We start from the raw sequence: 14310 nt of genomic DNA, 5'->3' as shown, positions 1-14310 counted from the left end.
GGAGCCTGTTCTAAAACCATTTAGAAATGCCCGTTTCACTATGCAATCAATAGAAAAATTAAAATTTTTGACTGAATCCCAAGTGCGATCGATCGCACAACAATTCGGAACCCCGGTTTTTGTTTATTCCCGGGAAAGAATCGAAAAAAGTTGCGACACCGCTCTTGCGTTTCCGAACGCATTCGGCTTAACGGTTCGTTACGCGATGAAGGCAAATCCGAATCGAACCATTCTTGAAATCATGAAACGAAAAGGAATTCAGATCGACGCGAGCTCCGAATACGAAGCGATGCGGGCGATCCATTACGGATTCAAACCCGAACAAATCATGCTCACTTCTCAAGAGCTTGCGAAAAATCTGAAGGAACTCGTGGAAAAGGGAATGATCTTCAACGCCTGTTCTCTCCGTCAGTTGGAAGCGTTCGGAAAAAACTTTCCGGGCAAAGAAGTCAGCGTTCGTTTTAATCCGGGACTCGGTTCGGGACAAACGAAAAAGACGGACGTGGGAGGAAAAACTTCTTCCTTCGGAGTTTGGCACGAAGACATCGATCAGGTGAAAGAGCTCGCGAAAAAATACGATCTCAAGATCTTTAAGGTTCATACTCATATCGGATCGGGAAGCGATCCCGCGGTTTGGAAAACGGTCGCTCAGGTTTCTTTGGACATCGCGGCACAGTTTCCCGAGTGTAGAATTTTGAATCTCGGCGGAGGTTTCAAAGTGGGGAGAATGGAAGACGAAAAAACGACCGACTTCCAGACGATCGGCAAGCCGGTCGTCGAACTCTTTCAGGAATTCGCGAAGAAGCACGGAACCCAACTTCACATGGAAATCGAACCGGGTTCCTTTATGATGGTCAACAACGGAGCGATCATAACCACAGTGGACGACGTAGTAACCACCGGACCTAACGGCGGTTATACGTTCGTTAAGATCGATGCCGGAATGGACGTGAACACAAGACCTTCTTTGTATGCCGCAAGACATCCGTTAGTCGTCGTTCCCAGAGAAGGCGCGCATTCCGGAAAAACGGCGGACTACGTTTACGTGGGACATTGCTGCGAAAGCGGGGACTTGTTCACGCAGGCTGAGGGCGGCGGACCGATTACAAGAACGACCGGAGAAGCTTCATTAGGAGATTATGTTGTAATGGAAGGAGCGGGGGCGTATTGTTCCTCCATGTCCGCGAAGAACTACAACTCGTTTCCCGAAACGGCGGAGGTTCTTGTGGGACTCGACGGAGGTTTTCAGCTGATTCGGAAACGCCAAAATTTAGAACAAATCTTTCAGAATGAAATCCCTGTTTCTCTCTGAGAAAATCTACGTTTTGATCTTAGCCGGAGGAACCGGCACTAGAATGGGTTCGGAGATTCCGAAGCAATTTTTGGAATTTGCAGGCGAACCCATTCTGGTTCACACTCTCAAAAAATTTCAGACCTGGGGGAAACAAAAACGAATCGTGTTGGTTTCCCATCTCGAATCCATTCCGAAAACGGAATCGATCTGCGGGCCGTACCTTCGAGACAACGATCTGATCGTGGAAGGCGGCGAAACAAGACACGCTTCCATGCTGAGGGGATTGGCCGCGCTTGAAATTCAAAGCGAGGACGTCATTTTGATTCACGACGCGGCGCGTCCGTTCGTTCTTTCGAAAGAATTGGATTTGTTATGCGACAGCGTTCGTGAGAACGGAATCGCGACTCTCGCTTCCCGAACCTCCGAAACCGTATTAGAAGAATCGAATGGACGAACCGCTTCCTTTTTGGATCGGGAACATATCTGGTTTATGAAAACCCCGCAAGGAATTCGAGGCGACGTGTTGAAGGAATTGTTGTCCTTGTCTTCCGATTCTACTCCGACCGATCTTTGTTCCTGGGCTTTGAGCGGCGGAAAAAAATCGGCCATCGTTGAATCGAATCCTTTCAATTTAAAAATCACACGCAAAGAAGATTTGGAACTTGCGGAGTTATACGGCGGTTTGTTCGAGAAGTTAGGTTAGAATTTCTTTTTGTTTGAGATTTGTCAACTTTGCGATCCGAGAAAAATCCGGATCTCTGTGGAATACCGTAAGTCGGTTTCGTATCGCACAAACTGCGATTTGGCAATCGATGCCGGATTGAATCGAAATTCCTTTGCTTTTGCAAAATCGAAATAGATCGGCAGCTTCTTCATAAATTTCTAAACGCATCGGATTCTCGACGAAGTTGACTGCGTCTGAATACGTTTTTTACCTGAAACAAGAAGCAGTTTTTCCAATAAATCTTCCTGTAATACAAGATTTGTGCGTTTCATACACAAAGTATGTATGAAACGCTTTTGTAATTCCATTCATTTTTTGGAGATCGGCAGATCATAAACCGCGTCGATTCCCTCCATTTTCTCCCGGGTCGCCTTCAGGACGATTTTACCCGAAGATGGAATCTTGGAAACCGGACAGAAAAAATGATCCGGATGCGCCTGACATTCCAGTTTTTGTTCGGATTTTCCTTGGACGATTTTGGCCTGAAGTTTGCCGTTCTTTGTGGAAGGGTTTTTGAATTCGATATCCAAAAGATACACTTTCAGACCTTCCTTTAAAAGAACCAGCTCGGTGTGGAAACCGCCCGGCATCCGAATCGTTCCTCCGTTCGGTCCGGTTTCGTGTTCTCCGTGCGCTCGCAATCCATAACTTGCGAATATAAGAAAAATGGAAAGCGTCAGTTTTGCGATCTCCGCTTTCGGGAAGGCCGTTTTTTGGAAAACGGCCAGGCTTTTAGGATTCGGTTGTGAATGTTCCATCGATTGATTCTCCTCTTTTATTGAACGACAGTACTTTTGGAAACGGGGTAACCGCATTCTTCGATTAGATTTGCGAGTTCCGTTTCCGAACGCCCGCTGTCGACGCGAACGGTTTGACTTGCGACATCCACGCTCACTTGAACGTTCGGATCGATCGTTTTGATCGCCTTGGAAATAACGTTTGCACAACTTCCACAGGTCATATTCTCCACTTGAAATTCCACCATAAGATTCTCCTTAAACGGTTTTGAAAACCGATCTTGGAACTCAGCTTAAACCTTCCCACGAGGGTAAGGTCAATAGCCGATTTCGATTTTTTTTCTTTTCGCATTCTTTTTTTTGCGATCGGCTCCTTGACCTTCCCATTAGGGGAAGCTTTAGAATCTGCGGTATGATGTATAAAATTTATTTTCCCGATTGGAATCGCAGCGCCGATGTCTTGGAAGGCGAGAATGTACTGGATTCTTCCTTACGATCGAAAATCGATCTTTCCTATTCCTGCCGTTTGGGTCGATGCGGCGCGTGCAAGATCCTTCTTTTAAAGGGAGAAGTGGAACATTTATCCCACAATCGTTTTGCTCTCACCGAGGAAGAAAAAGAAAACGGATTGATTTTGGCTTGCAGATCCGTTCCGAAATCGGATCTTTCTCTTCGCAGAATCGAACCGCAGTCTAACTAAAAAAGAAAGAGAACGGTGAAGAGCTATGAACATCGGAAACGTTTCCAAAGAATCGGGAGTCAGCGCGAAACAGATTCGTCATTACGAATCGATCGGTTTGATTCCAAAGGCGAGAAGAAAAGATTCCGGTTATAGAACGTATTCTTCCGATGACGTTCATATTTTGAAATTCGTGAAACGCGCGCGAAGCATGGGCTTCGGGCTTTCCGAAATTCAAAAGCTCGTTGGCCTTTGGAGAAACAAGAGCCGTGCGAGCGCCGACGTAAAAAAGCTCGCGCTCACGCATCTGAAAACTCTGGAGAATAAGATCAACGAACTGCAGGAGATGGCGGCCACTCTTAAACATCTCGCACATCATTGCCAAGGAGATCATCGTCCGAGTTGTCCGATTTTAAAGACGCTTTCCAACGAGGACGACACCGAATGACGACGTTCGATTGCGGCCGCGGCAACTCTTTTCCCACGGCGTTTTGATTCTTTCCGCTTGACTCGCACGTACACTCGCAAACATTGGAAAGACCACGCGAGTATGGTGGAATTGGTAGACACGCCAGATTTAGGTTCTGGTGCAGTAATGTGTGGGGGTTCGAGTCCCTCTACTCGCAAGTAATTCCTCTTTTAAAATCCGAATCTCGAATCTACATTCAATCAATTGTCTATCAAAAAATTGAGGGACTCGAAGCGAGCTTTGGTAAAGCGTTTCGAGCGACCCTAGAAGCGAAGAAACGCTTCCGAGGAACAGGATGTTCCGAGGCCAAAGGGAGACGCCGTGGAGCCGAATCCGTCACGAGGACGGATTGCGTAACGGCGAGTCCCGCGTTTTCACAGATTCTAATTACCCGGAGAAACTTCTACTTTCGAACGTCCCTCTACTCGCAAGTAATTCCTCATCCATTCTTTTTTATAAATCCTGTCGGAACACTGAAAGAAATCGTCGGGGGCTTTTACTCGGCGGATCCTCGCATATCATTTTGAATCGCAGGCAATGTGGGAACTCTCACCCGGCACGGAATAATCTTGCAGTTGGAATCCGAAATTCTCCAACTGTTCCGACAAGATCGTCCTTTGAAACTTGACAGAATCGTCCCGTTCCCGGCGCCGCTTTTGACTTTACAATTACCGCAAATCTCAAAATCTGATTTTACTTTATCGAAATATCGGCCGGGAACAAAACGCGGTTCCAACCGAAGGAATGTTCGCAAAAGAACCGATCTATGTTATTCAACTCGATTCACTTTCTCGTATTTTATCCGATCGTCGCGGTTCTTTACTTTCTGTTTCCGTTCCGTTTCCGGTGGATTCTTCTGCTGGTCGCAAGTTGCTACTTTTACATGGCCTTTATTCCGGCCTACATATTGATTCTTGCGTTTACGATCGTATTGGATTACTACCTTGCGATCTGGATCGAAAATGCGACAGGGCCGAAACGAAGAACCTATCTCATCTTGAGTCTCTCTTCGAACATAGGGATTCTTATCTTCTTTAAATACTTCAATTTCGCTCTGGAGAATACCGGTTATCTCTATCGATTTCTGATCGGAGCCGATCTTCCCGTATCGCCTTTGCAGATCATACTTCCGATCGGACTTTCCTTTCATACGTTTCAGTCCATGGGTTATATCGTGGAAGTCTATCAAGGCAAGATTAAGGCCGAAAGGCACCTCGGATATTACTGGGTTTACGTGATGTTCTTTCCTCAGTTGGTCGCCGGCCCGATCGAAAGAGCGCATCACTTGATGGCTCAGTTTCATCAGGAACACAAGCTCGTGTTTCAGAATATCGAAAACGGATTGAAGTACATAGTTTATGGATTTCTAATGAAGCTGATGGTCGCGGATCGGCTGTCGGTTTTCGTCGATGCGATGTACAACGATCCTGCCGGAAAATCCGGTACGGATCTTTTGGTCGCAACGTATTTTTTCGCGTTTCAGATTTATTGCGACTTCGCCGGTTATTCCAACATCGCGATCGGAACTGCGAAAATTTTGGGAATCGATCTGATGCGAAACTTCGATCGTCCTTATTTTTCTTCGAGCGTGTCCGAGTTTTGGGGACGCTGGCACATTTCTTTGTCTTCCTGGTTTCGGGACTACGTATATATTCCGCTCGGAGGAAACAGAGTATCAACGTTTCTTCATATTCGAAATTTATTGATCGTCTTCGCTCTTTCGGGGATTTGGCACGGTGCGAATTGGACGTTCGTCATCTGGGGAGTTTTAAACGGAATTTATCTCGCGTCGGAAGTGATTTGGAAGCGGTATGTCACCGAAAAAACTCCGAAAGGATTTTGGTTCCGCTGGATCGGAGTGATCGTCACGTTCCATCTCGTACTTTTAAGCTGGGTCTATTTCCGCGCGAATTCGGTATCAACCGCCCATTTGATTCTCCGAAGAATTTTCGATTTCACAAACGGAGAAGGACTCGATCTGATCGTAGAGTTTCAGAAAAAAGCCGGAGTTTTTGCGATCGCGGTCTTTTTACTTTTGGAAGCCTTGTTTCCTTTTTGGGAAAGAACGAAAGAAGGCTGGAAGAAATACGGAGATTGGGCCGTTGCGGGAATTTTCATCACTTTGATTTTTACGGGAGGAGTGTTCTATGGATCCAGCTTCATCTACTTCCAGTTCTAAAATTCTGCGTTATGCGGGTCTTTCTCTCGTTCTTCTGGTCTCCGTAGTTTTGTTCGATCGTGTTTGGTACGCCCTTTTGTTCGGACAATACGATAAGATGTTTTCGATGTCTAAAAATTTCAAGCCGGCAAATACGCTCATCGTCGGTTCGAGTCATATCCTTTGGGATTTGGACCCGGAAGTTCTTGCGAAAGAAACCGGCAAGCCGGTCGTTCTTCTCAACGTGCCCGGCGCCAACCTTGCTCTCAGAAAGGAAATCGTAAGCGAATATCTGAAAAAGAACCGCATGCAACTTCCTTCTTTGCTTGTGTTAGAAACCGATAAATTCGCTTTGAACCCGGATCGTTATCCGGATTCCGCGTATAAATCCGTGAAAGGATATTATCACAAAGGTTTGTTCGTGGACTTTCTGGATCAAAAGGTTCCGCAAGAATCTCCGATCGAATACTGGACTTTTCGTATTTCTCATTCGTATTCTCTGAATTCTTTTTCTCATTTTATTCTTTCGAAATTGTATGATAAGTATTTATCCTCCGTTTTCGTTTGGAAACTGAACGCCGAATCGACGAACAAAACGAAAAAACAAACGCAAGAGTCCGCAAACATCGATTCAAACAAGGGACAAGTCGCGGAACAAGACGTCCGGATTGGGGAATGGAAAAAACAATACGAAGGATTGGCGCCGAAACTCGATCCCAGACTCATACAAGAACTTTATGAAATTCTAAAGTTAACGCACACGCACGGAGTTAAAACCGTTCTTCTGGAAACTCCGAATTATTTTTTTAGCAAAGAAGACGATCAGAGATATGAAAGCGTCCGTAAAGAACTCAAAAAAATCGCAGAACAATCGAGCGCGGTTTATCTCCGCTTGAACCCGGAACGTTTTGAAACAAGACCGGAATTGTTCTTTGACGCTTCTCACTTCAATCTTTTAGGAAAAGCCGAATACACGGCGGTATTCCGAGCGGAACTGCAAAAGAAATCTCTGTTTTGACCGCGGAATCGTTTCGTAGAACAGCGCAGAGGTATGAGTTCCTACACAATTTTATATCCAGAGTAAATCTTTTCTGAAACTCAATGAATGCTGGAGTTCCCACATTTTCTTGCGCAAACGGAGAAATTTCCCGACTTACAACTCCGCAAGCGACACGAACGGCTTGGTCTGAAAGACCGAGCGGGACTCCGCGAGCCGGAAGTGGCGCGGTCCGGGCGTTGGAACTCACACAACAATCAAATTTTTACGATTCGATTCCAACGCGCGGATGCGGCCGAAATCCCTCTTTGTTTGTAATAGTTCCTACGCTATTTTATCGAAGAATCAGTTCGACAATTCGCCGACGGGATTTCCCAGTTCGAGTTTCGAAATAAGACGGGTTTCACGATCGAGAAATGCCTCGATAAACGGATTGAGATCCTTGATTTTGCTCGATAACTCGTAACCCGCTTCCATCGTTTCGACAAGCGACGTAGCGCCCACCATGGAAGCTGCGACCTTGATCGGAGCCATTACGAGTTTGATCATCGGAAGTTTGGAAAGGGAAAAAAAGAATTTCAACGTATTTCCGACCATCTGGATCTGTTTCTTTCTTTCCTCGAAACGATCGGTTTCGCCCATCGCGGCGTAAAGATTGTCTCTGGAAATCACTCCGTCTTCCATCAGATTGTTTTCGATCACGATCTTTGCCGTGTCGTAATCCAAAGAATCCGTTAGGCGATTCAGCAAAATGATCTGATGAATGTTGTCCGTCATGGATTTACCCGCGACCGTCTTCAGCTTTTCATAAAGATTTTCTAAAGCGTTGTCGCGCTCTTCTTTGTTCGCGGGAGAATAAAGATTGAATTCGAAAAAATCGGGAATGCCGTCGTATCCCTTGATGATGAGAAGATCCGAATACGTTGTGCGAAGCCTCTCGATCGTCGCGCGTACAACTGCTTTACGCGTTAGCTCTAACACCTGTTGATCCATTCGTATTCAGAAACAGATTTCGTCGGCTCCACAACGGAGGTCAATATAAAAATCAATCCTTGACTACGATGACTCCGGATCTCAATTTCGCAGGTAATAACTTTGCAAGACTTTCTGCTTCTTTTTTAGACGAAGCGGACCCGAATCGTACCGTATAATATCCGTTTCTTGATCTTTTGACGGTTGCTTTCGTATTTTTCTCTTTTCCGGAAATCGATTTTTTTAATTCGTCTGCCTTTTCTTTTTCCTTAAATGCGGCTACTTGAAGTGTAAATCCTTCCGTTTCTTCGTCGGAAGAGGATTTGGAAATTCGTTTCGATTTTTTTTCTTCGTTTCGTTTGGATTTTTTGGAATCCTTGGAACCTTCCGGTTCTTTTACGGAAAGAGTTTCAGGAGCGTTTTTGTTTTCCTTTTCAGCGGAAGAAGGGGCCGTTCCCGATTTTTTAAATTCCACGACTTCGGTTGCGGGAGGAATGTTTTTGAACGTAACGGATTCCTGTGTGTTTGCGTTAGACGGAGAATTCGCGTTCGCCGCCGGAATTTCAGCAGATGCGACCGTGTTGTTTCCTTCGCTCGGAATTTGACCCGGTTCGGAAAACGGAATCGAACTTTGCACTTCCTGATTTTTGATGTCGTTTAACGTCAGCGTTTCTTCCGCGGAGCCGCCTGCGCGTTTTTTTCCGACTGAAACTCCCAGAAAAAAAAACGAAAACAAAAGTCCGATTAAAAACGTGGAGAGAATTAGAATTCTCTTATTGTCCAGATTGATTACGTAAAAAATTTTTTCTTTCATGACATTTTTCCCAACAGAACGGAGTAGAGAGTTTTACATTCTTCTCTGAGAGATTCCAAGTCTCCTCTGTTTCTAATGATATAATCGGCTCTTTTCAGCTTTTCCGTAAGAGGAAGTTGGTTTTTGATTCTCGCCAAAACGTCCTCTTTCGTGGTCCCATCTCTGGAAACCGTTCTTGCGATCGATTCTTCCGGGTCGGAATCCACGGTCACGGTCGCGTCGCAGAGTGTGTGAGCGTCCGTTTCGAAAAGAAGGGGAACTTCCCAAATCACCATTCTCCCTTGAGCGATGGTCTCCAAAATATTTTGGAAGTCCTTGCGAACCCTCGGATGAATCAGTCGATTGAGTCCCGCGAGTTTATCGGCGTCTCGAAACACGATGTCGGAAATTTTTTTCCGATCCGGCTTACCTTCCGAATCGAGAATTTCCTTTCCTAGAAGTTCCGTCAGTTCGGCGAGAATGGGAGAATCCGGTTCCGTATAACGTTTCGCTAAACGGTCGGCGCTGATTCCGAAGCCGCCCAATTCTTCCAAGATCTTTGCCGCGGTGCTTTTGCCGCCCCCGATCATTCCGGTAATTCCGACCAAAAAGGCTTTTTTACCGGGCTGCACGCTCTGCATTCGTTGAGAATAGAGACGTCGGACAAAAGTACAAGCAAAAAAGAGAAAAGGGACTTCCTTTCGAAAATCCCTTTTCGGAGAGGGATTGGGAATTTTAGTCGATCTTTCGAACCAACCGCATGTATGGATGCATTTCGACTACGAAGAGGCTCCGACCGTTGGTCACGATTCCCCTCGGTGCAAAGAAGCTTCCTTCGTTTGCCTGGCAGGTTCCGATCGTTCCTCCGTCCGGTCCGCCTGAAACCGTAGTGCCGCTGGTCGGCGGAATCGGAGAACAACCCAAAAGGTTCGTGACCGCATACGGAGCGGTTCTTGAAATCTTTTTGATGAGCGTAGTTCCGTCCACGACGTAGAGAAAGTTTGCGTCTAGTGAAACCGCCACGGGACCGGTAAAACGCGCCATAGTTCCCGTTGCATTGACTACGTTTCCGGACGTTCCGGCGGAACTTCCCGCGATCGTAGTCACCATCGTTGAACTAAGATCGATTTTCTTAATATTGTTCGAGTTCGTGTCGGTCACATACAGAGTGTTGGAATCATAAACGAGATGGCTTGGTTTATTGAATTCCGCGGAAGTTCCCGGTCCGTCCAGAGTTCCCGCGGTTCCGCTCCCCGCGATCGTAGTGACCGTGTTATCCGAGATTCTGATTTTGCGAATCTTATTATTTCCCGTGTCCGCGACGTAGAGATAGGTTCCGTCGGTCGCGATTCCTTTCGGAGCGCTGAATCTCGCCGCAGTTCCGACTCCGTCCGTGCTTCCGCTCGAACCCGCAAGACCTGCGATCGTGGAATACGTGTTCGTGATGAGGTTGTATTTCACGATAAAATGACTTTGGCTCGTGATGTAGAGAAAGATCCCATCGGTCGTAATTCCTCTCGGTCTATCGATCGTAATCGGAAGAGAAGTGGCGGTTCTCGAAGCGATGTTGATTTTTCTCACCGTTCCGGTCGTAGGACTTGCGGTGGTATAATCTCCTGCGTAAAGATGGATACCGTCCGTCGTGATATGATACATGTTCGCGAACGATGCCGTCGGTGCGGACGACATTGCGAATCCGTAGCCGTCGGCGATTATATCCGGGTCGCCTCCGGGATCACCCATAAACCAATCGGCGCTGCCGGTAGCCGGATTTTCCACGAACGGAGCGAGAGGCAAAGAGGAAACCAAACTGTTTCCGCTGACCAACGTTCCGAGAGATGTTCCGTTCACGCAGTTAATGAGAACGCTCGTCGCATCCGCGGTCGCGATCGTTCCCGAGGGGGATGCGATGTAACAAGTTTGACCGGAAGGCTGTCCCGTCATCGAAACGTTAAACGAAGAAGCATCTGCGATCGGAGTCGTCATCTTAAAACTTCCGTTCGCCGAAATCGTCGTGGAATCTCCACCATTGTTTTCTAATATTAGATTCCCGGAAAGTCCCGTGATCGTTCCGCCCACAAAATACATCGCCGGTCCGCAGGAAACGGAAACGTTCGAGATGTTCGAAGAGGAAACGGTGCCCGTATCGTTGCTCAGAGTACAGGTCTGCGTAGGAGAAATCGGAGCTTGCTGAATCGTAACCGCATAGGTTGCGCCGCTTGCAATCGAAGCGGGGAACGTAAACGAACCGTCGGCCGAAATCGAAATCGGATCGGCGCCGTTGTTTTTCAGAACGAGTCCGCTGCCGCTCAGTCCCGTAACGTTTCCACCGATCGAAAAGCCGATCGCGGAACAGATCACACGAATATTGGAAATCGCTTGTGAAGATACGATTCCGGAGCCGTTGCTCACCGAGCAGATCTGCGAGGGAGAAACCGGATTTTGCCGAATCGTGATGTTGTAAGAATCGCCGCCCCTAACTTTTTCGGGAAAACTGAAATTTCCGTTGGCGTCGATCGTAACCGAATCCGTGTCGTTATTGGAAAGAATCAAACCCGTTCCCGCTAAGCCGGTCACGTCTCCGCTGATCGTCGCGTAGGTAGGGTCGATGTTTGTTGAAGTCACAAATCCGGGAATATTAAAGACCGATAGACTGGAAGAATGTCTGTCTCCGAGACAATTCAACGTCGATAAAACGATCGCGATCAATACTTTATAGAATTTGAATTTGTTTCTCATATTTTTTCTCTCGGCCGAAAAATTACGCGCGAAGTTTCCATTTTGAAATTTCCGCGTCGGCGTCGATCATTCCTCCAACATCCTATTTGAATCCGGAAAAACGTCCGTTGATTCCTTTTTACCTTTTACGAATAAAAATTAAAAACGGAACAAAGCCGTATTCTTTCGCTCATTCCGATCAATGTCCGTTTAAATTTTCAAGTACTTTATTAAATTGAATTCAAAAGTATTATAAATAATTAATGTTATATGCGGAACCGCTCGAAAATGGATAGTCTGCATTTATATTAAATCGAAAGGAATTATAAAGCCGTATTGATCGTAGCGAATTTGCGTTCCCCGTATCAAAATTTCCGAATCGAGTCGTAGATTCCGAAATTTCAGGCCGAATTTCTTAGTTTTTTCGCGTATCGTTTCGCTTCTATTCTCACGGAACCGCCTCGGGTTCGTTCGCGAATTTTCTGAGAATCTCCTCGATCAAAGGATAGAATTCCGATTCTTCTCGTTCGATTCTTCTCCGGAGGAGTTTGAGGATCGTTTCCGTTTCTTCCCGGAAAACGGAAAAGTTCATTTCAATCGTAAGCGGATCGGAATATTTGCTCGCATAATCCAAAAGGGTGTCCTTTAAACCGAACATGGTCTTTTGGTATTGTTCGAAAAGGGAAACCAAAGTAGGCGAGCTATAAGTATAACTTTCCATCTTGAGATAGAGCTCCAAGTCTTCTACGTTCAGGTGAAAGAGGAGAGAAGCCGAAAAAATGGAAAGCAATTCGACGAGATGACCTATATTCGGGTTCGCCTTATCGATTTCCGATTCGATCTGATGCGCGTATTCGTTCACGATCAGGTGTTGTTTTTTGAGTTTTCCGATTAGTTCCACGTTCAACTCCTCGCTGTTTTTTGGTTGAATTTCGATTTCACGTATTCTTCCACTTTGGAAGACTCCAAAGGATAAGAATAAAAATATCCCTGCGCGTAGTTGCAGTTCAGTTCCTTTAACAGTTCGTGTTGACTCGGATTCTCCACTCCTTCCACGATGATCGCTTTGTCCATCGCTTGAATCAGGCTGATTAGAGAGGAGATGATGGTCTTGCTCGACGATTTGAAGTAATTGAAGAGAAAGACTTTGTCTAGTTTGATGTAGTCGACCGGAAGAGTCTGAAGTCGTCCAAGGGAAGAATAACCTTTGCCGAAATCGTCGATCGCAAAACGATAACCGAAATCCTTAAGAAGCGTGATGACTTTGTTGACTTTGACGAGGTTCGAATCGAAAGAATCCTCGATGATCTCCAGAATGATGGAATCGGGAGAAATGCCGTAAAAATCGGTGGATTCCTTGAGGACGTTGAAGATCTGTTTGTCGTTCAGTTGTTTCGCGGAAATGTTAAGCGAAATACAGATCTGATTGTCCCTCAGGATGGAAGTGCTGTAGGATTTAAGTGTGTCCCAGATCAACCATTCTCCGATTGTTTTGATAAAGCTGGAACTTTCCGCTATCGAGATGAAGCTCGCGGGCATCAGCTTTCCTTTTTCCGGATGATTCCAGCGCAAAAGAACTTCCATGGAAAGAATCGAATCCTGTCTTAGGTCCAGGATCGGTTGGTAGGCAAGTTCGAGTTCATTTCGGTTTAATACCTTTCTCAGATCGAGTTCTATCTTTGCGCGTGTCGCGTTTTGTTCGATCGTGTTGCGGTCGTAATGATAAAAGGAATTCGGCCCGATAAGGGCGGATTGTTGAACGGCCTCCTCCAAAATTCGGAGGGAATTTAAGTCCGTATTGACCTGTTGGTCGAACTGGGCGTAACCGACGTTCGCGTTTAAATGAAATTCGCGTTCTCGATATGTGAACGGGAACGAAAACAAGAGTATGATGCATTCGGCAAACCATTCCGCTTCCAATTCGGATTCTATGTTCGAAGTCGCGATTAGAAACCGTTCCGAACCGAGCCGGAAGATCTGATCTCCTTTGGAGATGTACTTTTTGAGACGATCCGCGATTTTAAGAGCGATCGACTCGTAATAAAAATTATCCTCTTTGTTTAGAATCGAATCCGGATTGGAAAGCGAGATCAGAAAAAGAAAATATTCCTTCTTGGAGTTGCTATTGTAGATCCGGTTGTTGCTGTAGATGGAAAGGAAGTAATTCTTATTCGGAAGCCCCGTGAAACGGTCCTGATAAAAGGATTCTTTCGTATCAACGGAAAGATTTTGTCTTACCGTAAGAAAACGAACCGCGTTGATTTCCTCCAAGTCATGGACGATGAAGTTCAACATCAGCGTCATATCGTTGAAATAGGCGACATCGATTACGCCCGATTCCAGAAGTAGGCTGGACAACCCCGTTTCCTTTTCGTATACGATCGACTTTGTCGTTTTAAAATAAGCTATAAGCGCCTCGTATATGGTTTGGAAATTCGGAGATTGAATCAGATGTTCGAATGTCGAATTGGAATACAGTAATTCCCAGTTTTTTGAGAATAGAATGATTCCTTCTTTCGAATTGTCCGAGCAGAATTTAATGGCTCTTCTTAAAATGAGAGGAGATACTTGCACGTTGTTCGTCACTTTGCTACCCAGCCTATATTTCTAGAGTGTATCAAAGCGCTGAAACGATGAAAAACGGAATTATAGAATTTTCGGATCGGCTTTATAAATCCTTAGGAATTACGTAAATTGCGTTTTTATAACGAAGTTTTGGAACCGGATCGGATGATTTATGGCGGGAATTACAAGTGGCTCGGAAAAAAG

General features: G+C 45.8%; 15 protein-coding genes and 1 tRNA gene. 7 read left to right on the top strand and 9 right to left on the bottom strand.

Going from position 1 to position 14310, the window contains the following annotated elements:
• The first annotated feature begins 40 nt into the window (after positions 1-40).
• Positions 41-1312, top strand: coding sequence for a diaminopimelate decarboxylase (locus LFX17_RS14375; protein ID WP_238747184.1), 1272 nt, complete (start codon positions 41-43; stop codon positions 1310-1312).
• Positions 1290-1997 (top strand): IspD/TarI family cytidylyltransferase, encoded by a 708-nt coding sequence (locus LFX17_RS14370; protein ID WP_238747182.1) that lies wholly within the window; start codon positions 1290-1292, stop codon positions 1995-1997. Before LFX17_RS14375 ends, LFX17_RS14370 begins: the two co-directional genes overlap by 23 nt.
• Here the strand turns inward: LFX17_RS14370 and LFX17_RS21045 are convergent.
• From LFX17_RS21045 to LFX17_RS14360, 3 genes are all read right to left on the bottom strand, one after another.
• Positions 1989-2186 carry a PIN domain-containing protein gene (locus tag LFX17_RS21045; RefSeq protein ID WP_406600681.1) on the bottom strand — a complete coding sequence of 66 codons (198 nt, stop codon included), beginning with the start codon at positions 2184-2186 and terminating at the stop codon, positions 1989-1991. The genes LFX17_RS14370 and LFX17_RS21045 overlap by 9 nt on opposite strands.
• A 140-nt stretch (positions 2187-2326) precedes the next feature.
• Positions 2327-2776 (bottom strand): hypothetical protein, encoded by a 450-nt coding sequence (locus LFX17_RS14365; RefSeq protein ID WP_238747180.1) that lies wholly within the window; start codon positions 2774-2776, stop codon positions 2327-2329.
• 17 nt (positions 2777-2793) lie between these two features.
• Positions 2794-3003, bottom strand: a complete 210-nt coding sequence (locus LFX17_RS14360; RefSeq protein ID WP_238730840.1) for a heavy-metal-associated domain-containing protein — start codon at positions 3001-3003, stop codon at positions 2794-2796.
• 164 nt (positions 3004-3167) lie between these two features.
• Here LFX17_RS14360 and LFX17_RS14355 point away from each other — a divergent pair, with 164 nt between their 5' ends.
• The 5 genes from LFX17_RS14355 to LFX17_RS14335 all read left to right on the top strand — a co-directional run bounded on the left by LFX17_RS14355 (position 3168) and on the right by LFX17_RS14335 (position 7079).
• Positions 3168-3455 (top strand): 2Fe-2S iron-sulfur cluster-binding protein, encoded by a 288-nt coding sequence (locus LFX17_RS14355; protein ID WP_238730839.1) that lies wholly within the window; start codon positions 3168-3170, stop codon positions 3453-3455.
• Positions 3456-3480: 25 nt separating this feature from the next.
• Complete coding sequence (gene cueR / locus LFX17_RS14350) at positions 3481-3882, top strand: Cu(I)-responsive transcriptional regulator (protein WP_238730838.1); 402 nt, start codon at positions 3481-3483, stop codon at positions 3880-3882.
• 96 nt (positions 3883-3978) lie between these two features.
• Positions 3979-4060: transfer RNA gene (locus tag LFX17_RS14345), tRNA-Leu, on the top strand.
• A 609-nt stretch (positions 4061-4669) separates the two neighbouring features.
• Positions 4670-6082, top strand: a complete 1413-nt coding sequence (locus tag LFX17_RS14340) for an MBOAT family O-acyltransferase (protein ID WP_238747178.1) — start codon at positions 4670-4672, stop codon at positions 6080-6082.
• A complete protein-coding gene (locus LFX17_RS14335; RefSeq protein ID WP_238747176.1) occupies positions 6051-7079 on the top strand; it encodes a hypothetical protein in 1029 nt (342 codons plus the stop codon). Before LFX17_RS14340 ends, LFX17_RS14335 begins: the two co-directional genes overlap by 32 nt.
• Positions 7080-7403: 324 nt before the next feature.
• On the opposite strand, the gene LFX17_RS14330 is transcribed toward LFX17_RS14335, so the two are convergent.
• The 6 genes from LFX17_RS14330 to LFX17_RS14305 all read right to left on the bottom strand — a co-directional run bounded on the left by LFX17_RS14330 (position 7404) and on the right by LFX17_RS14305 (position 14115).
• The gene (locus LFX17_RS14330; protein ID WP_238730835.1) at positions 7404-8051 is read right to left on the bottom strand and encodes an FFLEELY motif protein; all 648 of its coding nucleotides are present in this window, start codon (positions 8049-8051) and stop codon (positions 7404-7406) included.
• Between the two features lie 52 nt (positions 8052-8103).
• Entirely contained in the window at positions 8104-8844 is a 741-nt protein-coding gene (locus tag LFX17_RS14325) for an SPOR domain-containing protein (RefSeq protein WP_238730834.1), read from the bottom strand.
• Positions 8841-9464, bottom strand: a complete 624-nt coding sequence (coaE, locus tag LFX17_RS14320) for a dephospho-CoA kinase (RefSeq protein ID WP_238747174.1) — start codon at positions 9462-9464, stop codon at positions 8841-8843. The genes LFX17_RS14325 and coaE overlap by 4 nt, the downstream gene beginning before the upstream one ends.
• Positions 9465-9558: 94 nt before the next feature.
• The gene (locus tag LFX17_RS14315; RefSeq protein ID WP_238747172.1) at positions 9559-11562 is read right to left on the bottom strand and encodes an NHL repeat-containing protein; all 2004 of its coding nucleotides are present in this window, start codon (positions 11560-11562) and stop codon (positions 9559-9561) included.
• 427 nt (positions 11563-11989) lie between these two features.
• Positions 11990-12442, bottom strand: a complete 453-nt coding sequence (locus tag LFX17_RS14310; RefSeq protein WP_238730831.1) for a hemerythrin domain-containing protein — start codon at positions 12440-12442, stop codon at positions 11990-11992.
• A gap of 2 nt (positions 12443-12444) precedes the next feature.
• On the bottom strand, positions 12445-14115 hold the full coding sequence (locus LFX17_RS14305) for an EAL domain-containing protein (RefSeq protein ID WP_406600535.1): 1671 nt from the start codon (positions 14113-14115) through the stop codon (positions 12445-12447).
• Positions 14116-14310 lie beyond the last annotated feature (195 nt).

The organism is Leptospira sanjuanensis (assembly GCF_022267375.1).
GTDB lineage: Bacteria > Spirochaetota > Leptospiria > Leptospirales > Leptospiraceae > Leptospira > Leptospira sanjuanensis.
This window is presented reverse-complemented; position numbering and strand designations above follow the sequence as displayed.